General features: G+C 71.8%; 24 protein-coding genes. 6 read left to right on the top strand and 18 right to left on the bottom strand.

The annotated features are described in order from the left end of the window. Positions 1-23 precede the first annotated feature (23 nt). Positions 24-929 (bottom strand): polysaccharide deacetylase, encoded by a 906-nt coding sequence (locus CTJ15_RS11315; protein ID WP_058389995.1) that lies wholly within the window; start codon positions 927-929, stop codon positions 24-26. A gap of 155 nt (positions 930-1,084) precedes the next feature. Between CTJ15_RS11315 and rutA the strand changes: the two genes are divergently transcribed. Next, positions 1,085-2,164 (top strand): pyrimidine utilization protein A, encoded by a 1,080-nt coding sequence (gene rutA, locus CTJ15_RS11310; protein WP_019460924.1) that lies wholly within the window; start codon positions 1,085-1,087, stop codon positions 2,162-2,164. Positions 2,165-2,217: 53 nt separating this feature from the next. Here the strand turns inward: rutA and CTJ15_RS11305 are convergent, their stop codons facing one another. After that, positions 2,218-2,664 (bottom strand): VOC family protein, encoded by a 447-nt coding sequence (locus CTJ15_RS11305; RefSeq protein ID WP_058389994.1) that lies wholly within the window; start codon positions 2,662-2,664, stop codon positions 2,218-2,220. Between the two features lie 137 nt (positions 2,665-2,801). On the opposite strand from CTJ15_RS11305, the gene CTJ15_RS11300 reads away from it, so the two are divergent. Beyond that, positions 2,802-4,235 carry an amidase family protein gene (locus CTJ15_RS11300; RefSeq protein WP_058389993.1) on the top strand — a complete coding sequence of 478 codons (1,434 nt, stop codon included), beginning with the start codon at positions 2,802-2,804 and terminating at the stop codon, positions 4,233-4,235. Between the two features lie 33 nt (positions 4,236-4,268). Here CTJ15_RS11300 and CTJ15_RS11295 read toward each other — a convergent pair whose 3' ends face one another. Further along, the gene (locus tag CTJ15_RS11295) at positions 4,269-5,930 is read right to left on the bottom strand and encodes a tannase/feruloyl esterase family alpha/beta hydrolase (RefSeq protein WP_079253283.1); all 1,662 of its coding nucleotides are present in this window, start codon (positions 5,928-5,930) and stop codon (positions 4,269-4,271) included. A 194-nt stretch (positions 5,931-6,124) separates the two neighbouring features. On the opposite strand from CTJ15_RS11295, the gene CTJ15_RS11290 reads away from it, so the two are divergent. Together CTJ15_RS11290 and CTJ15_RS25030 are read left to right on the top strand one after the other, a co-directional pair. Next, complete coding sequence (locus CTJ15_RS11290) at positions 6,125-7,318, top strand: M20 family metallopeptidase (protein ID WP_058389992.1); 1,194 nt, start codon at positions 6,125-6,127, stop codon at positions 7,316-7,318. Between the two features lie 218 nt (positions 7,319-7,536). Continuing rightward, positions 7,537-7,698, top strand: a complete 162-nt coding sequence (locus CTJ15_RS25030) for a DUF333 domain-containing protein (RefSeq protein ID WP_252571186.1) — start codon at positions 7,537-7,539, stop codon at positions 7,696-7,698. Between the two features lies 1 nt (position 7,699). Here the strand turns inward: CTJ15_RS25030 and CTJ15_RS11280 are convergent, their stop codons facing one another. The 15 genes from CTJ15_RS11280 to CTJ15_RS11210 all read right to left on the bottom strand — a co-directional run bounded on the left by CTJ15_RS11280 (position 7,700) and on the right by CTJ15_RS11210 (position 21,019). Continuing rightward, positions 7,700-7,990, bottom strand: coding sequence for a hypothetical protein (locus CTJ15_RS11280; RefSeq protein WP_126281873.1), 291 nt, complete (start codon positions 7,988-7,990; stop codon positions 7,700-7,702). A gap of 195 nt (positions 7,991-8,185) precedes the next feature. Next, complete coding sequence (locus CTJ15_RS11275; protein ID WP_058389989.1) at positions 8,186-8,542, bottom strand: hypothetical protein; 357 nt, start codon at positions 8,540-8,542, stop codon at positions 8,186-8,188. Between the two features lie 203 nt (positions 8,543-8,745). Beyond that, positions 8,746-9,720 carry an N-carbamoyl-D-amino-acid hydrolase gene (locus CTJ15_RS11270; RefSeq protein ID WP_058389988.1) on the bottom strand — a complete coding sequence of 325 codons (975 nt, stop codon included), beginning with the start codon at positions 9,718-9,720 and terminating at the stop codon, positions 8,746-8,748. 40 nt (positions 9,721-9,760) lie between these two features. Beyond that, positions 9,761-10,249, bottom strand: coding sequence for a GNAT family N-acetyltransferase (locus CTJ15_RS11265; protein ID WP_058390000.1), 489 nt, complete (start codon positions 10,247-10,249; stop codon positions 9,761-9,763). An 8-nt stretch (positions 10,250-10,257) separates the two neighbouring features. Next, positions 10,258-11,637, bottom strand: a complete 1,380-nt coding sequence (locus CTJ15_RS11260; protein WP_058389987.1) for a dihydroorotase family protein — start codon at positions 11,635-11,637, stop codon at positions 10,258-10,260. 752 nt (positions 11,638-12,389) lie between these two features. After that, entirely contained in the window at positions 12,390-13,205 is an 816-nt protein-coding gene (locus CTJ15_RS23955; protein ID WP_076970045.1) for a hypothetical protein, read from the bottom strand. Between the two features lie 190 nt (positions 13,206-13,395). Further along, the gene (gene otnK, locus CTJ15_RS11250) at positions 13,396-14,679 is read right to left on the bottom strand and encodes a 3-oxo-tetronate kinase (protein WP_058389985.1); all 1,284 of its coding nucleotides are present in this window, start codon (positions 14,677-14,679) and stop codon (positions 13,396-13,398) included. 33 nt (positions 14,680-14,712) lie between these two features. Further along, complete coding sequence (locus CTJ15_RS11245) at positions 14,713-15,579, bottom strand: trans-aconitate 2-methyltransferase (protein ID WP_058389984.1); 867 nt, start codon at positions 15,577-15,579, stop codon at positions 14,713-14,715. Continuing rightward, complete coding sequence (locus tag CTJ15_RS11240) at positions 15,576-16,616, bottom strand: glycosyltransferase family 4 protein (RefSeq protein ID WP_058389983.1); 1,041 nt, start codon at positions 16,614-16,616, stop codon at positions 15,576-15,578. Before CTJ15_RS11240 ends, CTJ15_RS11245 begins: the two co-directional genes overlap by 4 nt. Further along, positions 16,613-17,014, bottom strand: a complete 402-nt coding sequence (locus CTJ15_RS11235) for a 6-carboxytetrahydropterin synthase (protein ID WP_019463163.1) — start codon at positions 17,012-17,014, stop codon at positions 16,613-16,615. The genes CTJ15_RS11240 and CTJ15_RS11235 overlap by 4 nt, the downstream gene beginning before the upstream one ends. 165 nt (positions 17,015-17,179) lie before the next feature. Further along, positions 17,180-18,157: a zinc-binding alcohol dehydrogenase gene (locus CTJ15_RS11230; protein ID WP_058389982.1), complete on the bottom strand. Its 978-nt coding sequence runs from the start codon at positions 18,155-18,157 to the stop codon at positions 17,180-17,182. Continuing rightward, entirely contained in the window at positions 18,154-18,957 is an 804-nt protein-coding gene (locus CTJ15_RS11225) for a RibD family protein (protein ID WP_226946109.1), read from the bottom strand. The genes CTJ15_RS11230 and CTJ15_RS11225 overlap by 4 nt, the downstream gene beginning before the upstream one ends. A gap of 117 nt (positions 18,958-19,074) precedes the next feature. Beyond that, complete coding sequence (locus tag CTJ15_RS11220) at positions 19,075-19,482, bottom strand: hypothetical protein (protein WP_019463166.1); 408 nt, start codon at positions 19,480-19,482, stop codon at positions 19,075-19,077. Then, the gene (locus tag CTJ15_RS11215) at positions 19,479-19,865 is read right to left on the bottom strand and encodes a rod-binding protein (protein ID WP_058389981.1); all 387 of its coding nucleotides are present in this window, start codon (positions 19,863-19,865) and stop codon (positions 19,479-19,481) included. Before CTJ15_RS11215 ends, CTJ15_RS11220 begins: the two co-directional genes overlap by 4 nt. Then, positions 19,865-21,019 (bottom strand): flagellar basal body P-ring protein FlgI, encoded by a 1,155-nt coding sequence (locus CTJ15_RS11210; protein ID WP_019463168.1) that lies wholly within the window; start codon positions 21,017-21,019, stop codon positions 19,865-19,867. Before CTJ15_RS11210 ends, CTJ15_RS11215 begins: the two co-directional genes overlap by 1 nt. Before the next feature lie 151 nt (positions 21,020-21,170). Here CTJ15_RS11210 and CTJ15_RS24355 point away from each other — a divergent pair, with 151 nt between their 5' ends. Both CTJ15_RS24355 and dksA read left to right on the top strand, forming a co-directional pair. Next, positions 21,171-21,587 carry a flagellar assembly protein FliX gene (locus tag CTJ15_RS24355; protein ID WP_058389980.1) on the top strand — a complete coding sequence of 139 codons (417 nt, stop codon included), beginning with the start codon at positions 21,171-21,173 and terminating at the stop codon, positions 21,585-21,587. Positions 21,588-21,712: 125 nt separating this feature from the next. After that, a complete protein-coding gene (dksA, locus tag CTJ15_RS11200) occupies positions 21,713-22,129 on the top strand; it encodes an RNA polymerase-binding protein DksA (RefSeq protein WP_037249952.1) in 417 nt (138 codons plus the stop codon). Positions 22,130-22,156 lie beyond the last annotated feature (27 nt).

Raw genomic sequence — 22,156 nt, 5'->3', positions numbered from 1 at the left:
CTCCCCCGGAGAGGCTCCTTGCGTCAGGCCGGGGTGGCGGCGTTCTCCAGGCAGTGGCGCGCCACCTGCTCATGCGTCAGGAAGCAGACACCCTCGAAGCCCTTGATGTATTCCACCAGCCGGTCGAGCAGCGCGATGCGCGAGCGGTGGCCGATGATGTGCGGGTGCATGGTGAGCAGGAACAGCCCGCCCTCGGCATAGGCGCCGTCGAATTCCGCCTTGAAGATCTCCTCCACGGCGGAAGGCGGCGTATAGGGGCGCAGGCCGCTGAAGCGCTGGAAGTTCAGGTAGGGCGCGTCGTCCTTGATCCATTCCGGCGGCAGCTCGACGATGCCGGTGGGGACGCCGTCGGCGACGATCTCATAGGGGTCGTCATCCGCCATCAGGCTGCTGTCGTAGAGCAGGCCCATCTCCCGGATGATGTCCATCGTATCGACCGAGAAGTCCCAGGAGGCGGTGCGGATGCCGACCGGGCGGCGGCCGGCGGTCTTCTCCAGCACATCCGCCGCGCGCATGGTCAGGTCGCGCTCCACGCCGGGGGGCAGGGTGGTGTTCGCCTCGTGGATCCAGGAATGGATGCCGATCTCGTGGCCTTCCCCGGCCAGCGCGCGCACCTCCTCCGGATAGATCAGCGCCGAGACCGCCGGGTAGAAGAAGGACGCCTTCACCTCGTAGCGTTCCAGCAGGGCGCGGATGCGGGGAATGCCCCGGCGGCTTCCGTACTGCCCCTGGCTGATGCGCATCGGGCTCTCGTCGGAGTCGCGCAGCGGCGTGGTGTCGTGGTCCGCGTCGAAGGAGAGGGCGACGCAGCAACGGGCCCCGCCGGGCCAGGAGGCGGGCGCCAGGGAGCGGCCGGCGCGGGCGCGGTCCACCATCCTGCGCCAGGTCGGCTCGGGCCATTCCCAGGGCTTCAGGGGCTGGTCGCTCATCGTGTCACCTCTTGGCTCGGGGGCAGGCCGGCACGAGAGAACCGGCGGGCGCCCGCGTCAACACCCCGCCGCGCGGCGAAGGCGCGGCTGGCACGCCGATTGCTCAAGGGGTACGGCATTGCAACCGCGCGCAGCGCCGTCGAGGGAGCCGTCCCATGGATATCGGTGTCTTCATCCCGATCAACAACAATGGCTGGATCATCTCGGAAACCTCGCCGCAATACATGCCGAGCTTCGATCTCAACAGGCGCGTGGTGCAGAAGGCCGAGGGCTATGGCCTGGATTTCGCGCTCTCGATGATCAAGCTGCACGGCTTTGGCGGCAAGACGGAGTACTGGGACTACGGGCTGGAAAGCTTCACGCTGATGGCAGGCCTGGCCTCGGTGACGAGCAGAATCCGCCTTTTCGCCTCGACCGCGGTGCTGACCCTGCCACCGGCCATGGTGGCGCGCATGGCGGTGACGATCGACAGCATCTCGGGCGGCCGCTTCGGCGTGAACATCGTCTCCGGCTGGCACAAGACCGAGTACAGCCAGATGGGCCTCTGGCCGGGCGACGTGCATTTCGGCCGCCGCTACGACTACAGCACCGAATATGTGACGATCATGAAGGAGCTATGGGAGACCGGGGAGTCCGACTTCAAGGGCCAGTTCTTCCAGATGGACCACTGCATGCTCAAGCCCTCGCCGCAGGTGCCGATCAGGCTGGTCTCGGCCGGGCAGAGCGACCGCGGCATGGAGTTCGCGGCGCAGTACTGCGACTACAACTTCATCCTGGGGGAGGGCGTGAACGAGCCGCGCAAATGCGCGCCGCTGCCCGCGCGGATGCAGGCGGTGGGCGAGAAGGCCGGGCGCGACGTGGGCTCCTACGTCCTCTACATGCTGATCGCCGAGGAGACCGAGGAGGAGGCCTGGGCGAAGTGGGAGCTGTACCTCAAGGGCGCCGACAAGGAGGCGCTGGCCTACATGTTCGGCCGCGCGGCGGACGACAAGGATGCTTCCGGGACCTCCATGGCCGCCTCGGTGCTGCGCTCGGCCAGTGGCGTCAACTGGAACATGGGCACGCTGGTGGGCAGCCATGAACAGGTGGCGAGGATGCTCGACGATGCGGCGGGGATGCCGGGGGTGAAGGGGCTGATGCTCACCTTCGACGACTTCATCGAGGGCATGGACAAGTTCGGCCAGAAGATCCAGCCGCTGATGCGGAGCCGGGCGAAGGTGCTGGAAAGCGTCTGAGGCACGCTCCCCCGGGGTCCGGCCTGTCCGGCCCCGGGGCCCGCCGGTGGCGGTCAGGGCTTGGCCCGTTCCGCCCGCCAGGGCCGCCTTCCCAGGCCGGTGAAGAAACGCAGCAGGTAGCCGTCCGGATCGGCCAGGACGAATTGCCGGTTGCCGGCCTCGGTGTCGTCCTGGCGGTACCAGCGCTCCTCCAGCGGGATGACGATGCCGAGATCCGAGGCCAGGACGCGGGCATGCAGCGTGTCCACGTCGGGGATCTCGATCTGCAGGTTCATGCCGCGGCCATAGGGATGCTCCAGCGGCGCGGTGCGGAAGCGGCGGCCGGGACCGGCGGCTTCCTCCAGCATCAGGTGAACCGGGCCACGGATGAGATAGGCGAAGCGTTCCTCGGGCCGAGCCACATGGCAGCGGAAGCCGAGGATGTCGCAATAGGCGGCCAGGGAGCGGCCGAGATCGGCGACATCGAGTTCAGGAACCACGGGGGGCGGGCGAAAGGACATGCGGGCAGCCTAGCAGGCGGGCCGGGCCGCCGCAGCCTTCCCCGGCACGGCATCCAGGCGGCCACTGGCATACGCGCCACTGCCATACCGGACGTGGCCTATCCCTGCGGCGGGCGTGGGAGCAGGATGCGGCCGCGATGGTGACAGCGATGACGACCAAGACCGATCCCGCGCTGCTGAGCGCCGAGGAGCTTCTCGCGCTCTATGCACGCCGGGCGCTCAGCCCCGTCGAGACCCTGAAGGCGGTGACCGAACGGGTGGCGCGGTACAATCCCTGGGTGAACGCCTTCGCGGCGCTGAACCCGCGCGCCCTGATGCAGGCGGGGGAAAGCGAGGCGCGCTGGGCCGCCGGGCGGCCGCTGGGGCCGCTGGACGGCGTGCCGGTGACGGTGAAGGACCTGCTGAACGTGGCGGGCTTCCCGACCCGGCGCGGCAGCAAGATCACCGACGCCACCCCGGCGCCGGAGGACGCGCCCGCCGTGATGGGGCTGAAGGCGGCGGGGGCCGTCATCCTGGGCAAGACCACCACCACGGAATTCGGCTGGAAGACGCCGGGCGACTGCCCGCTGCACGGCATCACGCGCAATCCCTGGGACCCGCGGCGGACGCCGGGCGGCTCCTCCTCCGGCGCCGGGGCGGCCGGGGCGGCCTGCTTCGGGCCGCTGCATGTCGGCACGGATGCCGGCGGCTCGATCCGCATCCCGGCGGCCTATTGCGGGCTGGTGGGGGTGAAGCCGAGCCATGGCCGGGTGCCGCAATGGCCGCACAGCGCCTTCGGCAGCGTCTCCTGCGCCGGGCCGATGACGCGCAGCGTGCGCGACGCGGCGCTGATGCTGAGCGCCATGGCGCGGGCCGATGTGCGCGACCCCTTCTGCCTGCCCGATGAGCCGCGTGACTGGCGCCAGGGCATCGAGGGCGGCGTGCGCGGGATGCGGGTGGCGGTGATGCGCCGCCCGGGCTTCGACGCGCCGCTGGATGCGGATGGCGAGGCCATGCTGCAGCAGGCGGCGGACTGGCTGCGGCAGGAAGGCGCGCTGGTGGAGGAAGCCGATCCGGGCTTCCCCGACACGCGTGAGGGCTTCGGCCGCGTCTGGGGCGTGGCGCTGGCGCGGATGGTGTCGCTGACGCCCGAGGCCAAGCGCGGGATGCTGGATTCCGGGCTGGAGGAGGTGGCGCGCCGCGAGGGCGGGACGAGCGCCATCGATTTCCTCGGGGCCGAGGTTGCGCGCACCCAGGCGGCGCATGCGGCGGGGCAGTTCCACCTGCGCTACGACCTGATCCTGGCGCCCTGCACGCCGACCGCGGCCTTCGCGGCGGATCAGCCGACGCTGCACCCCACCCAGGCGCTGTGGCGCGACTGGGCGCCCTGGACCGCCGTGTTCAACCTGACGCGGCAGCCCGCGATCAGCGTGCCGGTGGGTCTGGATGCCGAGGGCATGCCGCGCGCCGTGCAGGTGGCGGCAGCCCAGGGGCGGGACGATCTGTGCTTCCGCGCGGCGCGGGCGATCGAACGGGCGGCGGGCTTCCCGCTGGCCGATCCCGACCTGGCGGCGAAGGCACCGCGCGTCTGAGGACAGGCCGGGGGTGCCCCCCCCGGCCACACCTCATTTCGGCATCCCGCAGGCGAAGCTCGCCGCCTCGTCGGGATTGCCCTTGCCGTCATAGGTGGCCACCTGCGGATAAGGGCAGAGCGGCCGTCTGCGCGCGATGCGGTCGCCGGCACGCTGGGCGGCGGGGATGCTGTCCGGCGCCTTGCCGGCCTCGACCCATTCGACCAGCGAGGTCATGGCGTCGAAACTGTCCGTGCCGAAGCCGCCGCGGCAATGGAACATGCCGGGCACCATGAAGAGGCGGAAGAAATCCGGCGTGGAGGCGCCGTTCCTCGCCATGGCCTTCTCGTAGTACTCCACGCTCATCAGCGGCGTCAGCGCCGTGTCGGCCCAGCCATGGTACATGATCAGCTTGCCGCCGCGCCGGCGGAAGCCGGAGAGATCCGTATCGGTGGCGTTGACCAGGCCGCGCACGGCGGACATGCGCGCCGGGTCGCGGGCGAAGTCGAAGCTCGCAGGCTCGAAATCCGGGCGCGGCTTCCCGAAGGCCATGTTCTGCATGAAGGTCATGGCATATTCGAACTGCCGCGAGGGCTGGCCGGGCAGGGGGATGATCCAGCGCGTCCAGCCGCCCGCGGAATCGGTGCCGCCGGGCAGGCTGGGGCCGCTGGCCTCGGAACCCACGGGGAAGCCGTGGAAATAGGGCGTGCCATCGGGCAGGCGGATGCCGGTGTTGATGGCGGAGATGGCGCGGGCCTGCGGCGCGGTCAGGCAATCGTCGCCATCCTGGCCCGCCGCGCACTGCTTCACGTCGCGCGCCGGGTCGAAGTCGCAGCGGCGCGGATCGGCGAGGAGCCCGTCCTTCAGCCCGTCGGCGGCGTCGCAGCGCGCCATCACCGCCTGGGACACGGTGCCCATCTTGGCGGGGGTCAGGCCGCTGCCGCGCAGGGCGCGGTCGTTCCAGACGTAGTTCACCATGGTATCGACGAAGTTCGAGACCGGCGCGCCGGCCAGGATGCCGTCGAAGTCGTCCGGGAAGCGCTGCGCCGAGATCAGCCCCTGGCGCCCGCCGGTGGAGCAGGCATCCCAGTAGGAATAGGCGGGCGGGCGGCCGTAATAGGCGGCGGTGGCGCGCCTGGCCTCCTCGACGGTGCGGTGCACGGCGCGGAAGGCATAGTCCACCATCTTCGCGGTGCTGCCGGCGAAGCTGCCCAGCGGCTCGCGCTCCGCGTCATGGCCGGTGTTGTTGCTGGCGACCACGAAGCCCCGGCGCAGCGCGGCCTCGCGCGTCTCGCGCCGCGCAGGGGCGTCGAGGTCCTCGCCAGCATAGCCGCCATTGCCGAACATGTAGAAGCGGCGGTTCCAGTGTTCCGGCAGGTTCACCTCGAACTGGATCTCCGGCGCGATGACGCCGCGCAGGCGGCAATAGGCGGGAATGTCGCCCGAGGCCGGGAGGCTGGTGGCCGAGGTGATGGTGACCTCGCCGCCGGAAAGTCCGGCACGCAAGCTGTCGCAGCCCTGCTGCGGCTGTTGCGGCGCCAGCGTATAGGGCACGCCGGACTGCGCGGCGCGGGAGAAGGTGCCGGTGCCCGCGCTTTCCGAGATGCCGCGCACCGCGTCCGATGGCTGCTGCGGCGCCGGCTGGGCGGCCAGCGGCGCGCCACCCAGCAGCGATGCGGCGATGGCCAGGCGGAGCCCGGTCCTGCGTTGCGTCATGCTCTTGCTTCCTCTCCGAACGGGCGGGCGGATTCGGTCCGCCGACGGCGGGAAGGCTAGCCCGCGCGCGCCGGAAGCGTGAATCGCGGGCCCCGGGGAAACTGCCTGTCCCCGGGGCCGGCGATGGCGCGGCGCCTCGCTGCCGGGCCGTCCTTCTGCTAGGACCGCAGGCCGCGCAGTCGAGGAGAGCGAGCATGTCCGCCGATGGCACCGAGGCCTGGGTCCTGGATTGGCTGCAGCAGCATGAGGCCGCGATGGCCGCGCTGCTGGAGGCCATGGTCAACACGGATGGCGGCTCCTACGACAAGCCGGGCGTGGACGCGGTGGGCGCCATCGTCCGCCACTTCCTGGCGGAACACGGCATCCCTGTGGAAACGGTGCCGGGCGAGCGCTTCGGCGACTGCCTGCGTGCCATGGTCGAGGCTGGCGAGGGCGCCGTCGTGGCGAGCGGCAACCGGCAGCGCAACATCCTGCTGATGGGGCACCGCGACACGGTCTTCCCGAAGGGCGAGCCGCAACGCCGGCCCTTCCGCATCGAGGGCGGCCGCGCCTATGGGCCGGGCGTGGCCGACATGAAGGCCGGGCTGGTGATGAACATGTTCGTGCTGGCGGCCTTCAAGGCGGTGGGCGGCGCGCCGGGTCCGCTGGTCGGCCTGTTCACGGGCGACGAGGAGATCGGATCGCCGGAAGGACGGCCGGTGATCGAGGCGGAGGCGCGCAACGCCCGCGTCGTCTTCAACAGCGAGCCGGGGCGGCCCACCGGCAACGTGGTCACGGGGCGCAAGGGCGGCGTCTTCATGGTGATGGACATCGAGGGCCGCGCCGCGCATTCCGGCGGCAACTTCGAGCTCGGCATCAGCGCCATCGGCGAGCTGGCGCGGAAGATCGTGGCGATCCATGCGTTGACCGACCTGGAGCGCGGCATCACGCTGAATGTCGGGCTGGTGAGCGGCGGCCAGAGCGTGAACACCGTGGCGCCGCATGCGCAGGGGCAGATCGACCTGCGCTATGTCGATCCGGCGGACCGCGAGGAGATCATGGGCAAGCTCCACGAGATCATCGCGACCTCCTACGTGCCTGGCACGAAGGCCACCCTGACCATCAAGGGCGAGTTCCTGCCCCTGGTGCAGGACGCGGCGGCGAAGCGGCTCTTCGACGCCTATCGTGGCGCGGCAGCGGAAACCGGCTTCCAGGTGGAGGGCGAATTCGCCGGCGGCTGCGCCGATAGCGGCTTCACCGCCGGCGTGGGCGCGCCGACGCTGTGCTCCGTGGGGCCGGTCGGCGGGCTGGCGCATAGCCCGGAGGAGTATCTGGAGATCGGCAGCATGGTCCCGCGCGCCCAGGCCCTGGCGCTGGCGATCCTGGGGCTGGAGAAGGCCGGGCTCTGAGCCCCGGCCACAGCCACGTGGCCGGGCCGACGTTGCACCGGCATGAAGCGGAGACGAACGTCATGAAGTGTCGGACAGGGCTTCCCCTTGCCGGGCTGGCATTCGCCCTTCTCGCCGGCTGCGGAGCTGCGCAGGATGGTGGCGGCGCGGCCAGGGAGGCGAATGGCCGGAGCGCGCCCCGGCCTGTGGCGGGCACGGCGGCGGGAGCGGCGGTCGGGATGCCGAACCCTGCCTCCGTCTTCTGCCGCGACCAGGGCGGCACGACGCAGCTCCGGAAGCAGGCGGATGGCAGCGTGATTGGCCTCTGCCGTTTCCCGGATGGCCGGCTCTGCGAGGAATGGTCCTTGTTCCGCAGCGGCGCCTGCCTACCGCCACGCTAGGCTAGCGGACCGGGGCGTTCCGCTGCGTCGGGCGGGGCACGGGGCCGCCCAGGAGCCGGGGCTTTTCCGCCAGCCAGGCTTCGCGGCGCAAGCGGCGGCCCTCCTCCTCGCGCTCGGCCGAATCGCTGCCTGGCAGTGGCCTGGAGCGGCCCATGGTACGGGCATCCTCGGAGAAGAGGTTGCCGAAGCTGCGGTCGAACAGGCTGTCCATCATCGCGGCCGCGGCAGGCGTGCTGAACGCCAGGAGCAGCGGCAGGATCAGGAGGACAGGCATCCGGATCGGGGCCTTCATGAAACGGGTCTCGGGCATCCGGCGGGGCACGGAAGCCTGCCTCGCATGGATACGCGCCGGAGGAAGTGAACCTCTAACACCGGGACCGCGGAGCCGCGACCGGGCCAGCGTACATCTCTGCGTTGTCTTGCGGCCATGGCCCGCCGGAAGACGCGCCGCGTGGCAAGGACCCGCCCGCTCCCGCCAAGCCCTAACCTAGCGGATTCCCTGTTGCAGCAGGGGCGTTGCCTCGGGGCCGCCCGCCTGGGGGCCGGTTCCCGGCGGGCGCTGGAGATGCGCACCCCCCCGGATGTTGTCGGCGGGCGCCCCCTGCTGGCTGAGATCCGGCGCACGATCGGCCTCCAGCATGCCGGCCCGGGTCATCGCATCCGAACGGTTCTGCGGCGCCGCGGTCGGGGGCTGGCGGTTGAGGAGGTCCTTCTGCTGCTCCCGCCGGAATTCCTGGTCCAACTGCTGCTGGGCCTGCCGGGAGGCATCCTGTGCCCAGGCCGCACCGCTCATGGCAGGGCTGGCCAGGCTGGCGGCGAGAACCGCCATGACGACGCGTTTCATGGCCTGATGGTCTTCCTGTTCCGTTTCCTTCGCAACGCATCAGGATGCCCTTTGTTCCCATGACAGTCCGGGAGGACCGTCCTGCATCCGCCGCAGGGCCGTCCGGCGGCGCAAAGGGCGGTGGCGCGCCACGCGGGGGCCGTGCGGCCACTTTGGCTGGCCTGACGGTGCAGGCCGTTTGCCGAGCCTGTGCCCGCCCCGTGTCAGCGGCGCGCGCCGCGGGGTTGCCAGACCGGTGGTTCGGACGAGCCCACCTGTTCCACGATGCGGCCATAGGCTTCGGGACGGCGATGGGCGGCGAAGTTGAAGATGGTGGTGCGGCCGAGATTGCACATGTCCAGGTCGCAATCCGCCACGATCAGCTCGTCGTCCCAGGAGGTGGCCTGGGCCATGATCTCGCCCTGCGGGTTGCAGATGATGGAATGGCCGAAGAGCTCGTGCCCGTCCTCCACCCCGCCCTTGGCCACGCCGACGCCGAAGCAGGCATTCTGGTAGCAGCCGGACTGGATCGAGAGATGGCTGTGCAGCACGCGCAGGTGGTGCGCCTCGAAGCCGCGCCGGTCCTGGTTGATGCTGGGGGTGTTGTAGCCGAGCATGACCAGCTCGACCTGCTGCAGCCCGAGCACGCGCCAGGTCTCGGGCCAGCGGCGGTCGTTGCAGATCAGCATGCCGATATTCACATCCTGGCCGCCGACCGGGGCGCGGACCACGGGGAAGCCGAGGTCGCCGACCTCGAAGTACCGCTTCTCCAGGTGCTGCACCTGCCGGACCGGGTCGTAGTCCTTGTGCCCGGGCAGGTGGATCTTGCGGTACTTCAGGACGATCTCGCCTGAGGGATGGACGAAGACGGCGGTGTTGAAGCGGCGCCCGTCCGGCGTCTTCTCGGCATAGCCGAGATGGAAGGCGATGCTGTATTTCCGCGCGGCCTCGAAAAGCGGCGCGGTCTCGTTGGAGGGCAGCGCCGTCTCGTACCAGTGGTCGGCATTGGCGATGTCCTCCTCGTACCAGCGCGGAAAGAAGGTGGTCAGCGCCAGCTCGGGGAAGACGACCACCTGGGCGCCGTGCCGGTGCGCGCGCTCCATGAGCCGGACCATGCGGCCAACCGCGATGTCGCGGCCCTCCGCCTTCTGGATGGGGCCGAGCTGGGCGCCGGCCACCGTGATGAGTCGCTGTGACATGGCGCAGGGAGGTACACCCGGCCCCGCCCCGCGCCAATGCTCAGGATGCGGGCGCCGGATCGTCCAGCATCAGCTTCATGCCGCTATGGGTGGCAGAAAGGCCCAGTTGCTCATAGAAGCGGCGGGCCTCGGCCCGGCTGGCATGGGTGGTGAGCTGCATCAGGTTGCAGCCCGCCGCCCGGGCCCGATCGATGGCATGTCGCATCAGCGCCGTGCCCAGGCCGCGCCCGCGATGGGCGGAGGCGATGCGCACGCTTTCCACCTGCGCCCGCATCCGTCCGGTATGCGACAGGTGCGGCAGCAGCATGAACTGCAGGCAGCCGACCGGCTCGCCCGCTTCATCCTCCGCCAGGATCACCGACCAGCCGGGCAGGGCGGCAATGGCGGCGAAGGCCCGCTCATAAGCGGCGGGGAGCGCGGCATCGGCACTGGCCGCCGGCACCTCGCGTTGCACGCCGAAGCCGTCATCGGCCATCAGGCGCACGATGGCGGGCAGGTCGGCGGCGGTGGCGTCGCGGAAGCGGAGCATGGCGCGCGTCACCCTATATAGGTGTCGTGGTTCTGGCGCGGCACGAATCCGCCGGTGCCGGGCTTCGCCAGCACCTCCTGGCCGTCCCAGATGCAGGCGCCGCGCAGATAGGTGGCGGCGACGCGCGCCTTGACCTCGCGGCCGTCATAGGGCGACCAGCGGGCATCCTCGCGGTCGCGGATCTCGGCGGCGTCGAAGGTGAAGTCGCCCCGCTCCAGAACGCAGAGATCGGCATCCGCGCCGACACGGATGGCGCCCTTCTTCGGGAAGAGGCCGTGGAAGCGGGCCGGGCGCTCGGCGCAGTAGAGCGCCATGAGCTGCGGGGAAAGGCCGCGCCCCACCAGCAGCGTGTACATTACCGGCGCGAAGGACTGCATGCCGGTGAGGCCGGCGCCGACGGCGAAGATGTCGCCCTTGTAGACCTTCTTCTCGCGCGGCCAGGGGGCATGGTCGGTGGAGACGTAGGCGATGCGCCCGGCCAGCAGCTCCTCCCAGATGCGCTCCACCTCCTCCGCCGTGCGGAAGGGCGGGTTGCACTTGCCGAAGCCTTCCAGCCGGACGAGGTCCTCCTCGGTCATGCAGAGATACTGCAGGCAGGCCTCGCCCGTGGCCTTGCCACCGGCGCGCCGGAAATCCTCCGCCATGCGGAAGCCACGGGCGATCGAGGAATGCGCCATGTGGACATGCGCACCCGTTTCCAGCCCGATCTCGAAGATCTCGCCGTCCGCCATGCTCTCGGCCAGAGGCGGGCGGGTGCGGCAATGCATGATCGGGTCGGTGCGCCCTTCCGCCTTCGCCTGGGCGGTCAGGAACTCGACCATTTCCTGGTCCTCGTTGTGGACGGAGACCATCAGCCCGGTCTTCGCGATCTCCCGGAAAGCCTCGACCATGGTGATGTGGTCGATGCGGGGAAAGCGGTTCTCGTCGTATTCGTAGGTCGAGAGCTTGAAGGAACAGGCGCCCGCCTCGGCCAGGGCGGGGATCGCCGCCAACCCACCATGCTTGCGGATGGTGGCGTAGAGGGCGACATCCACATGCGCCAGCCGCTCCACCCACTCCACCTTCTCGCGGAAGATGCCCGCATCCGTCACCGCGCGCGGCACGTCATAGGGCATGTCCACGCAGGTGGTGACGCCGCCGGCCGCCGCCGACATGGTCGCGCCCTCGATGCCGGGAAAGCCGACGGCGCTGCCGGTGTGCATATGCCCGTCCACCAGCCCCGGCAGCACGAGATCGCCGCGATGATCGGCCACCGCATGGGCGGCGGGCGGCTCGCCTTCGCCGATTCCCGCGATGCGGCCGGCGCTGACGGCCACCCAGCCATCGGCGAGGATTCGGTCGGGAAGCACCAGCTCTCCCCGGATCAGGGAGTCGTAGGTCCGGCTCATCGGGTCTGCCTCTTGGCTGATCGCGTCATCGTGTCTGCGGATGGACATGACGCTAGACCCGTTGCTGCGGAAGCGCGAGAGCGAGGCGCAGCGGGAAGCGCCGGGCCTGTCCCGCTGCCGCGCCGCGCAGGCGAAAGGCCGGGTCGGGCAGTGCCGCGCATGGCCAATGGATCGCCGGATTCCCTTTCGCACAAAGGCAGGAAGCGAAACCGCGCGCGACCGCCGGGGCATGTCGGAGCGTGGCGCGGACCACCTCCGGGATGCGTGCCCTGGGCCCTGTCGCGGGCGTTGCGTCCCAGGCGCGCCAGGGGCGTGACCTGCACCGGCCTGGCGCCGGACGTATCCGCGCCTTGCATCAGGCGATATGCGGCGAAGCGCGCTGGACAGGGTTGCCGCGCGTTTTCGTTGACAAGCATCGGGTGCATCCCGATAGCGTGCGTCACGCGCCATGATTCGCGCGATTCGTCTGAAGCGACGCACGGCTGGGTGTCGGATGCGGCTTCGGCGAAGAGCTTCAGCAGGTGGTGTCGCGGAACGAGGAACGGTTCGAAACCAGGAACCGGAATGGAAGCCGGTGAGGCATCGCGCAACCGGGCAGTTCTCCCCGGTAGGCAGGTTCGGGATGCGACGTCCGGATGCGACCCCAGGTTCCGGGACGATCCGCCGGACAGGGCCGATGACCTTCGGACCGGCGTTTCAACACATTCCCTTCGCGCGATTTGCAGCCGGAGACGGCATGGCACGTTGCCGTTTCAGGCCAACAGACGACAACCTTCAAAATCCAGCAGGAGACCAGTCATGAGTGAAGAAACCGGCGAGAAGGCCCCGCGGGCCCAGGCCATGGCGGTGAGCACCACACGCCGCAGCGCCAGCGCGCGCCGTGGCACGGCCACCACCCGGAAGGCTCCGGCCGCGGCGAAGAAGCCGGCCGCGAAGAAGGCGGCGACCACGCGCACGGCCGGGACAACGAAGCCGGCTGCGAAGAAGGCGTCGACGAGCCGCGCGGCGACCACGCGCACGGCCGCGGCGAAGAAGCCGGCCGCGAAGAAGGCGACGACGAGCCGCGCGGCGACCGCGCGCACGGCCGCGGCGAAGAAGCCCGCCGCGCGGAAGACGGCGACCGCCGCCCGCACCACGACGGCGCGCAAGCCGGCCGCGAAGAAGGCGACGACGAGCCGCGCGGCGACCACGCGCACGGCCGCGGCGAAGAAGCCGGCCGCGAAGAAGGCGACGACGAGCCGCACGGCGACCACGCGCACGGCCGCGGCGAAGAAGCCCGCCGCGCGGAAGACGGCGACTGCCGCCCGCAAGGCGCCGGCCCGCACCGCGACCAAAGCCGCCGCGCCGAAGCGCGCCGCCGCCGCCCGCAAGGCAACGACACGCAGCGCCGCCAAGCCCGCCACGCGCCGCGTCGCCACGGCCCGCAAGCCGGCCACCCGCACGACGGCGGCGAAGCCCGCCACGGCGCGCAGCACGTCCCGCAAGCCCGCCGCCAAGCCGGCCGCCGCCGAGACCAACACGCGCTCCGAGGCCGCGAAGAAGGCCGCCGCGACGCGTGCGCGCCGCAAGGCAGAGGCCGCCGCGGTGGTGACGACGCCGGAGCCGGTGATGGACCTGCCGCCTGTCGTCGCCAATGACGGCGAGCCGCAGGAGGATTAAGGCAAAGCGCCTGACGGGCGGGAGCGGCCTTTCCGGGCGGCCCCGCTCCCGAGGCCGATGAAGCCAGGGGCGCCGCGGCGATGCGGCGCCCCTTCTTCGTCAGGACATGCTGTCGAAGGCGCGCAGGAACATGTCGCGCCCGCCGGAACTGCCGGATTTCAGCGCAAGGTGCAGGCCGGCGGGCTCGGCATAGGTCCAGGGGACGCCAGGCGCGATCTCGCCGCCGATGCGCAGGCTGCGCACACCCAGGCGCCGCACCACGGCGCCCGAGCTTTCCCCGCCCGCCACGACGATCCGGCCGGCGCCGCGTTCCACCAGCCCCGCCGCAATCGCGGCCAATGCCTCCTCCACCATTGCGCCCGCCGCCTCGCGCCCCAGGCGCTGCTGCAGCAACGCCACGCGGCCGGGCATGGCGGAGGCGGCGATCACCACAGGACGGTCCTCCCGCAGCTTGCCATCCACCCAGGCGAGCGCGCCTGCCACCATCGCCGGGCCGTCCTGCGCCAGCGGGTCGAGTTCCAGCACCGGCACGTGGTCGCGCGCGAAGCCGATCTGCCCCAGCGTCGCGCGGGAGCAGGAACCCGCCAGCACCGCGCAATGCCCCCGCATGGGCGGCAAGGCATCGGCATCGCCGCGCGGCGGCAGCAGCCCGGCGCGGCGGAAATTCTCCGGCAGGCCCATGGCGACGCCGGAGCCGCCAACGAGCAGCGGATGCGCCGCCGCGGCCTCGCCGATCGCCACCAGATGCGCGTCGGTCAGCGCGTCGAGGATGGCGTAGCGCCGGCCGGATTCCGCGAGGCGCGTCATGGCCTGGCGGATCGCCCCCGCACCCTGTTCCACCGTGCTGAAGCCCACCAGCCCGACACCGCCATCCGTCTGGCGCGACAGCACGCGCACCAAGTCGGGATCGCGCATCGGGGTGAGGGGATGGTCCTGCATCCCGCTCTCGCTGAGCAGCCGGCTGCCGACGAAGAGATGTCCCTGGTACACGGTGCGGCCATTCGCCGGAAAGGCTGGGCAGGCAAGGGCGAAGCCCCCCTGGAGGCGCCGCAGCAGCGCATCCGCCACCGGGCCGATATTGCCCGCATCGGTGCTGTCGAAGGTGGAGCAGACCTTGAACAGGATCTGGCGCGCGCCCGCCGCCAGCAGGGCCTCCAGCGCCGCCAGGGACTGCGCCACCGCCTCCGGAGCGGGGATGGCGCGGGATTTCAGTGCCACCACCACGGCATCGGCGTCATGGCCGGCCCCGGCGAGCGGCGCCTCCGGCACACCGATCACCTGGACGGTGCGCATGCCATGGCGCACCAGCATGGAGGCGAGGCCGGTCGCTCCGGTGAAGTCATCCGCAATGCAGCCCAGAAGAACAGGCTTCGGAAGGGGCATGGTGCAGTCTCCTCGGTGCGAGGGGGCGTTGGATCAGCCTGCGGCGGGAACCGCCAGCAGGTCGCGATGCCCGATCACCGCCCGCAGGCGATGCTGCCGCCACTGGCAGCTGCGGGCCTCGGTCCAGGCCTCCATGCGGCGCGGCTGCCGCAGATGGGCGCTCGCCGCATCGGCATGGCCGAGCATCAGCTCCAGCAGCAGCTCGCGATGGCGCCGGGGGCCGAGTTCCCAGGGCGATCCCGCCTGCTCCACGGCAAAGCCGCGCGCGGCGAAGGCGCGTGCCGCCGCCGCCGTGGCCCGGGCGCCCAGCGCCGGCCCGTCGAAGCCCTTGTCGCGCCGCTGGTCGCGCCGGAAGCCCTGCGCCACCACGCCATCATAGGGATTCGGCGGCAGGAAGCGGTCACGCCCGTCCACGGTCATGGCGGCGTAGAAGGGGCATTCGACCACATCAGCCAGATCCTCCAGCCAGTCCTCGGAAACGAGGTCCAGCAGCGCGGAGCAGACCACCGCATCGGCACCGCGCTTCGGCAGCCAGTCCGGCGCATCGGCGAGATCGGCGATCAGTCCCTCCACCCGCCAGGCGCCGCCGGGCGCGTGCACCAGCAGGGTCCGCTTGTTCGGGGCACTCACTGTCAGGCCGATGCCCTCCGCGCGGCGGGCGATGGTGTCGAAGGCCTCCTCCACCAGCGCGGCATCGCCATCCACCAGCGTCCAGGCCTGCGCGCCGCCGACCCGCGGGGCCAGCCAGCGGAACAGGCTGCCGGTGCCGGCGCCGAGATCGACCAGATGCGGCCGCTTCGGCAGCAGGGAGACGAGGCATTCCGCCAGCGCGGGGTCGCGCGCCCAGGCGTCGGCAGGCTCGCGCAGCGCCAGCCAGGTGGCGTCGAAGCTCTCGCTCACGCCGCGCCCTCCACCAGCCCGGCGAAGGCATCGGCGCGGTCTTCCCAGCGCGGCAGCCGCTGCCCGGCGGCCCAGGAGGCGTCGGCCATCTTCCGCCGCAGCGAACGGTCGAAGATCACGCGCCGCATCGCCTTGGAGAGGCTGGCGAAATCGCCCGGCGGCGAAGCGACGCCGGCGCCGGGCGGCATCAGCTCCGCCAGCGCACCGCCCTTGGTGATCGCCAGCGGCAGCCCGCGTGCCATCGCCTCGGCCACCGCCATGCCATAGCCCTCCCAGTGCGAGGCAAGCGCGAAGACGTCGCTGCGGGCATAGAGCGCCTCCAGCGCCGCGCCGGTTACCGGCCCGGCGAAGGTGACGCGTTCCTCCAGCTCCAGCTCCTTCGCCAGCGCGCGCAGCGCGGCGGCGCAGGCGGGGTCGGCATCCGGCCCGGCGATGGTCAGGTGCCAGTCGAGGTCCATGAGCCGCGCCACGGCGCGCAGCAGCACGTCATGCCCCTTGCGTGGCACGAGCACGCCGACGGCGAGGAGCTGGCAGGTCTCGCCGCCCGATCCGGCGGCACGCGGCGCCGGATCGGTGCCCGGCTCCACCACCGCGACGCGCCCGGGTTCCACGCCGAATTTGCGCGGCAGGCTTTCGGCGGTCAGCGGCGAGGTGGCGACGAGGCGCGAGAGGCGCGGATAGAGGATCTCCTCGCGGCGCCGAAGCTCCGCGCGGGTGGCGTCGTCATGGCCCGTCTCGATGCAGGTGGGATGGTGGATCAGCCCGATGGCGCCGCGCGCCGCCAGATCCTCCGCCAGCGGCGCGAAGGCGGGAAGGCCGAGGCTGTCCAGCACGATCCGCTCTTCCGCCGCGCAGGCGGCGAGTGCCTCGCGCGCGGAGGCTTCCGCCGCCGTGTCGGGCATCGGGTGCCGGCCGGCGAGCTCCACCACGCGCACCGCATGGCCACGCTCGCGCAGCCCGGCGGTGATGCGGCGGTCATAGCCGTAGCCGCCGCTCACCGCGTCGAAAGGGGCGGGGACGAGGAAGGCGATGTTCATGCCACCGCGCCTTCATAGGCGGCCCAGGCCAGCGGGCTCTCGCGCAGCAGGATCTTCAGCGACTGTACGGCGCGTCCGCCATCGCCGAGCTTCCCGTCCCGCAGGGCGGCCGAGAGCAGCCCGTGGATATGCGCGCAAAGGAATTCCGTGGTGGTGTTCTGCCCGGCCAGCTCCGGCACCTCGTCGAGGTTGCGGTAATCCAGCCCGTCCAGGATGCGGCGCAGCTCGACCCGCGCGGCGGCGATGTCCACCAGCAGGTTCGCGCCATCCAGCCGCGCGGCGCGGAACTCCGCCTCCACGACGAAGGTGGCGCCATGGACGCGCTGGGCGGGGCCGAACTCCTCGCCGCGAAAGGAGTGGGCGATCATGATGTGGTCGGCGACGGTCAGGCTGTACACGCGGAAGGAGCCTCCAGGCAAAGGGGCGGCGGTGTGGCCGGGGTTGCGGGCAGAATGAAGGCGGGGCGCCCCGGACGGAAGAGCGGGGCGGTGAAGGCCAGCGAAGCGGGCGAAGGCTTCCGGCGTGCGGCGCGCGACCGGTCCCGCGCCACGGCGCCGGAAGCCTCAGTAGACGACAACCGGGCAGAGCGGCGCATCCTGGTCCGGCGGCGGTTCGAGCAGCCCCGGCAGCGCCTGCGGCAGATCGGCGAAGGGCAGCACCGGACCGCAGAGCGCATCCAGCCTGGGATCGTCCAGCAGCGACAGGGCCAGCGTCAGGCGTTCCGCATGCGTGCGGCGACCGCGCATGGCGGGCGAGACCTGGCCGACCTGGGTGGAAAGGAGGCGCAGGCGGCGTGCGTGGAAGGCCTCGCCGAGCGGCAGGCCGATCTCCGCATCGCCGAACCAGGACGCCTCCAGGATGCGCGCCTCCATCGCCGCGCAGCGGAGCGCGAGGCGGAGCCCCTCAGCGCTGGCGCTGGCATGGATGACCAGTTCCCGTTCCGCCGGCGCCTCCTCCGGTCCGGCGAAGCGCAGGCCGAGCCGTTCCGCCACGGCCCGCCGCGCGGGATCGCGGTCCAGGATCTGGAGGTCGATGCCGGGGATGCGCGACAGCAGGAAGGCGGCGAGCAGGCCGACCACGCCCGCGCCGATGACCAGGGCGCGCTCGCCCGCGACCGGCGCGGCGTCCCAGAGGATATTGAGCGCCGTCTCCATGTTCGCGGCCAGCACGGCGCGGCGATCGGGGATGCGGTCGGGCACGGGAATGCACATCATGGCTGGCGCCACGAAGCGGTCCTGGTGCGGATGCAGGCAGAAGACACGGCGCCCGAGCAGAGGTTCCGGCCCGGCCTCCACCACGCCCACCGCCGCATAGCCGTACTTCACCGGGAAGGGGAAGGCGCCGCCCATCAGGGGCGCGGCCATGACGCCCCACTGGCTTTCCGGAACGCGGCCGGCAAGCACGAGGCGTTCCGTGCCGCGCGACACGCCGCTGGCGAGGCTGCGCACCAGCGCCTCCCCGTCACCCGGCGGGGGCAGGGTCTCGCGGCGAAGCTCCGCCCGGCCGGGCGCGACGCTCCAGAGCGCGGTGGCCTCCGTCACGCCGTGGCTTCCCGCGCTTCCGGCGCCGCGTCCCGGCAGATGCCTGGCCTGGCCCGGTCCAGAGGGATGTCGAAGAGCACGTCGTCGCCCAGCGGATGCACGGTCCAGGCGAAGCGCAGCCCCTCGGCGATGCGCGCGACCTCCGGCAGCACGAAGGCCGGGCGGCCGGAGCCCAGGATGACCGGCGCCACGGTCAGATGCAGCCGGTCCAGCAGCCCCGCGGCCAGGAAGCGGGAAACGGTGATGCCGCCGCCCTCCACGAAGACGCGGCGCAGCCCGCGCGCGAAAAGCGCGTGCAGCAGGGCGGGCAGGAAGTTGTCGCGCGGCAGGCGCAGGATCTCGGCGCTGCCGTGATGCGTGCCGTCGCCGCCCGGCGCGTCCCCGGCGCAGGCCAGCAGGGTGCGTGGTGGCCCGGCGAAGACGCGATGGCCGCTGCCCAGCCGGCGTTCCGTGTCGATCACCACGCGCACCGGGTCGGGGCCGTCCACCTCCCGCGTCGTGAGCCGCGGATCGTCGGCCGCGACCGTGCCGGCACCGACCACCACGGCATCGAAGAGCGCGCGCAGCCGGTGCGTGTGCAGGATGTCGCCCCGGCCGCCGATCCAGTGGCTGGCGCCGCAGGCGGTGGCGATGCGGCCGTCCAGCGTCTGGGCGAGGCGGCCGAGCACGAGGCAGCGGCCGGCCCCGTTTCCGGCGGGACGCAGCAGCGGCATGAAGAGGTGCGCGAGCGGATGGTCCGGCGGTGGCGACCTGCCGCGGGCCGCGCGCATCAGCATCGTCCAGGCGTCGTCATCTCCCATGCCCCTGGCTATGCCGCAGGCCGGAACGGCGCGCCATCCCGGGCACGGCATTCCCCGGGCGGCTCGCGCGATTGTTCGGCGCGGCCGCCGGGCATCGGCGGTGCCGGGAAAAGGGGGTCAGGCGCGGGTGCCGATGCTCAGGAAGGGCACCGGGCGCAGCGGCGCGCGGCGGCCGCCGGTGGTGTAGGTGACCGGCTGCGCATGGGGCAGGGCGGCGCCCGCGATGGTCTCGATCACCTTGGCCTGCAAGGCGATGGCGCGTTCCAGCAGGCGGCGGTTCTCGTCTGACAGGTCCTTCAGGCGCAGGGACAGTTGTTCGGTTTCCTCGCGCTGGGTCTCGTCGGCGATCCGCGCCCCCGTCCGGTGCACGGCGACATGCGCGGCGGAGAAGGCCTCGGAGGCCCGGATCTTGGCATCCGCGAGCTTCGCGGCGCGCAGCAGGTCGAGCCGCGCCAGGGCCTCGTTCTCCTCGGCCAGGGCCTCGGCGAGGCGTTGGCCGGCGGTGATCAGCGACTGCATCATCATGCGGGGGATTCTCCACCCTCCAAGGTTGAGGAAAGGTTCGCGGCGTCCGTCCCGGTTCCACCGCCCGCGCCGGCACTCGAACTGGCACTCGCGCTGGCATTCGCGCTGGCATTCGCGCTCTGGGCGCGCAGCATCTCCTGCAGCACCGAGGCGGCGAGGCCGATGCCGCCCTGGCGGCTCCAGGCCTCGGCATAGGCATCCACCAGCATCGGCCGCCACTGCCCTTCCGCCGCGCCGCCGCCGAAGCTGCCGCCGCTGACGGTGGCGAAGGCGGGCTGCAGCAGCGCGCCCAGGGCCTGCGCCTCGAACTTCCGCGCGGCCTCGCGCATCGCCTCCGCGCGCGGAGGCTGGCCGGACAGCGTGGCGGGCAGGGTGGGGCCCATCAGCGCACCTCCAGCTCGGCCTGCAAGGCGCCCGCCGCCTTGATGGATTGCAGGATGGTGATCATGTCGCGCGGCCCGACGCCCAGGGAGTTCAGCCCGTTCACCAGCTCCTGCAGCGTGACGGAGCGCGGCAGGATGCCGAGGCGGCGGCCGTTCTGGTCGTCCACCTCGATGCCGGTGCGCGGCACCACCGCGGTCTGGCCGTTGGACAGCGGCGCGGGCTGGCTCACCTGCGGCGTCTCGGTGATGCGGATGGTCAGGTTGCCCTGGGCGATGGCGACGGTGGAGATCCGCACATCGGCGCCCATGACGATGGTGCCGGAGGCCTCCTCGATCACCACCTTGGCCGACTGGTCGGGGACGACGCGGAGCTGCTCGATCTCCCCCAGCAGGCCGGCCACGTCCATGCCGCGCGTCATCATCACCACGGTGCGCGGGTCGGTGGCGGTGGCAAGGCCGGGGAAGCGCGCGTTGATCGCCCCCGCGATGCGGCGCGCCGTGGTCATGTCCGGGTTCCTCAGGCCGAGGCGGACGCGGTCATGCCCGGCCAGCTCGAAGGGGATCTCGCGCTCCACCACCGCGCCGCTGGCGATGCGCCCGGCGGTGGGCACGCCCCGCTGCACCGAGGCGGCCTGCCCCCGGGCTCCGATTGCCCCGGTGGCGAGCGCGCCCTGGGACACGGCATAGACCTCCCCATCCGCGCCCAGCAGCGGCGTGACGAGCAGCGTGCCGCCGGTGAGGTTGGAGGCATCGCCCAGGGCGGAGACCGCGACGTCGATGCGCGAGCCGGGGCGGGCGAAGGCGGGCAGGTTCGCCGTGACCATCACCGCGGCGACGTTCTTGGTGTCGAGCTGCTTCTCGTTGTCGCGGGTGTTGACGCCCAGGCGCTCCAACATGCCGACCAGGGACTGGCGGGTGAAGACGGCGGAGCGGAGCTTGTCGCCCGTGCCGGGCAGGCCGACCACCAGCCCGTAGCCGACGAGCTGGTTGTCCCGCACCCCCTCCACATCGGCGATGTCCTTGATCCGTACCTGGGCCTGGACAGGGGGAGCCAGAAAGGCCAGGGCCAGGGTCAGGACCAGCGCCATCAAGGGCCGGACCAGGAGAGGGAAGGCGCGGGCCGGCCGCGCCTGGGTGAATCCGCATCCGGCCATGTTTGCCGTTCGGAAACCGGTTCGGGGGAGGATAGGGCGCATCACGCCACGGCACAGCGCAACCGCCGTGCCAGGAACGGGGTGGCGGCAGCGCGGCAGAAGCTGCCGCCACCCCGGCCAAAACCGCAGCCCGGCGGCAAAAGGAGCCCGGATGATCCAGCGCGTCACCGAGACACGATCCACCCCCGCTGCCCTCGGCCCGCGCCGTGCCGCCGGGCGGGGCGGCGGCTTCCGGCTGGCGGAGGGTGGCGAGGCCCAGGCCGCGGCGGCGGAGGGCGCCCTGCCGGTCCTCGCCGCCGGATTGCTGGCGATCCAGGAGGGCGGGGAACAGGACGGGGAGCGCGACCGGCGGGCGGCCCGGCGGGGCACGGCGATGCTGGAGGAGCTGGCCGGCTTCCAGGCCGACCTGCTGCGGGGCCGGGCGGATCCCGACCGCCTGCGGCGGCTGGCCGGGCTGTCGGAAGGCGAAATGCCGCCGGATCCCCACCTGGCGGAGGCCCTGGCCGCCATTTCCCTGCGCGCGAAGGTAGAGCTGGCCCGCCTGGAGGTTCGCGGGCGTGGTGCCTGAGCCACCCTGTCTCTGAAACATCTCAACTGCCCTCTTGGCTTGGCAGCCATGCGCCTTGTATGAGGCTCACGGTTTCGTGGACCGGGAATGCCGCCGGGGCTCACGAAGACTGAGGGATGTACGTGATGCTGGTGACCCTACCGCCGGATTATCGTCCGACCGAATCCGAGTCTTTCATGAACCCTCAGCAGCTGCAGTATTTCCGGCAGAAGCTGCTGCGCTGGCGCCAGGATCTGTTGCGGGAGGCCGGGGAGACGCTGAGCTCCATGGGCCAGGGGGGCATCATCGAGGCCGACCTGGCCGACCGGGCCAGTGTCGAGACCGACCGGGCCCTGGAACTGCGGACCCGGGACCGTGCCCGCAAGCTGATCAGCAAGATCGACATGGCGCTGGAGCGGATCGAGAACGGCACCTATGGCTATTGCGAGGAGACCGGCGAGCCGATCGGCCTGAAGCGCCTGGAGGCCCGCCCGATCGCCACCCTGTCCATCGAGGCGCAGGAGCGCCACGAGCGCATGGAGCGCGTCCACCGGGACGACTGACCGGCGCGGCAGGGCATCCGGGCGTCG

It is taken from the genome of Roseomonas sp. FDAARGOS_362, from assembly GCF_002754815.1.
In the GTDB taxonomy this organism is placed as follows: Bacteria; Pseudomonadota; Alphaproteobacteria; order Acetobacterales; family Acetobacteraceae; genus Roseomonas; species Roseomonas mucosa.
The sequence above is the reverse complement of the archived record's forward strand: the minus strand, read 5'-3'. Positions and strand labels throughout refer to the sequence as shown.

What these genes read in the sequence shown, in the direction of transcription:
- CTJ15_RS11220 (WP_019463166.1), bottom strand. Translation starts at nt 19,482, where the DNA reads ATGATGATGCAGTCGCTGATCACCGCCGGCCAACGCCTCGCCGAGGCC.
- CTJ15_RS11275 (WP_058389989.1), bottom strand. Translation starts at nt 8,542, where the DNA reads ATGAAACGCGTCGTCATGGCGGTTCTCGCCGCCAGCCTGGCCAGCCCT.
- otnK (WP_058389985.1), bottom strand. Translation starts at nt 14,679, where the DNA reads ATGCCCCTTCCGAAGCCTGTTCTTCTGGGCTGCATTGCGGATGACTTC.
- CTJ15_RS11270 (WP_058389988.1), bottom strand. Translation starts at nt 9,720, where the DNA reads ATGTCACAGCGACTCATCACGGTGGCCGGCGCCCAGCTCGGCCCCATC.
- dksA (WP_037249952.1), top strand. Translation starts at nt 21,713, where the DNA reads ATGCTGGTGACCCTACCGCCGGATTATCGTCCGACCGAATCCGAGTCT.
- CTJ15_RS25030 (WP_252571186.1), top strand. Translation starts at nt 7,537, where the DNA reads ATGCCGAACCCTGCCTCCGTCTTCTGCCGCGACCAGGGCGGCACGACG.
- CTJ15_RS11305 (WP_058389994.1), bottom strand. Translation starts at nt 2,664, where the DNA reads ATGTCCTTTCGCCCGCCCCCCGTGGTTCCTGAACTCGATGTCGCCGAT.
- CTJ15_RS11210 (WP_019463168.1), bottom strand. Translation starts at nt 21,019, where the DNA reads ATGGCCGGATGCGGATTCACCCAGGCGCGGCCGGCCCGCGCCTTCCCT.
- CTJ15_RS11265 (WP_058390000.1), bottom strand. Translation starts at nt 10,249, where the DNA reads ATGCTCCGCTTCCGCGACGCCACCGCCGCCGACCTGCCCGCCATCGTG.
- CTJ15_RS11300 (WP_058389993.1), top strand. Translation starts at nt 2,802, where the DNA reads ATGGTGACAGCGATGACGACCAAGACCGATCCCGCGCTGCTGAGCGCC.
- rutA (WP_019460924.1), top strand. Translation starts at nt 1,085, where the DNA reads ATGGATATCGGTGTCTTCATCCCGATCAACAACAATGGCTGGATCATC.
- CTJ15_RS11225 (WP_226946109.1), bottom strand. Translation starts at nt 18,957, where the DNA reads ATGGGAGATGACGACGCCTGGACGATGCTGATGCGCGCGGCCCGCGGC.
- CTJ15_RS24355 (WP_058389980.1), top strand. Translation starts at nt 21,171, where the DNA reads ATGATCCAGCGCGTCACCGAGACACGATCCACCCCCGCTGCCCTCGGC.
- CTJ15_RS11260 (WP_058389987.1), bottom strand. Translation starts at nt 11,637, where the DNA reads ATGAGCCGGACCTACGACTCCCTGATCCGGGGAGAGCTGGTGCTTCCC.
- CTJ15_RS11240 (WP_058389983.1), bottom strand. Translation starts at nt 16,616, where the DNA reads ATGAACATCGCCTTCCTCGTCCCCGCCCCTTTCGACGCGGTGAGCGGC.
- CTJ15_RS11280 (WP_126281873.1), bottom strand. Translation starts at nt 7,990, where the DNA reads ATGAAGGCCCCGATCCGGATGCCTGTCCTCCTGATCCTGCCGCTGCTC.
- CTJ15_RS11315 (WP_058389995.1), bottom strand. Translation starts at nt 929, where the DNA reads ATGAGCGACCAGCCCCTGAAGCCCTGGGAATGGCCCGAGCCGACCTGG.
- CTJ15_RS11295 (WP_079253283.1), bottom strand. Translation starts at nt 5,930, where the DNA reads ATGACGCAACGCAGGACCGGGCTCCGCCTGGCCATCGCCGCATCGCTG.
- CTJ15_RS11290 (WP_058389992.1), top strand. Translation starts at nt 6,125, where the DNA reads ATGTCCGCCGATGGCACCGAGGCCTGGGTCCTGGATTGGCTGCAGCAG.
- CTJ15_RS11215 (WP_058389981.1), bottom strand. Translation starts at nt 19,865, where the DNA reads ATGGGCCCCACCCTGCCCGCCACGCTGTCCGGCCAGCCTCCGCGCGCG.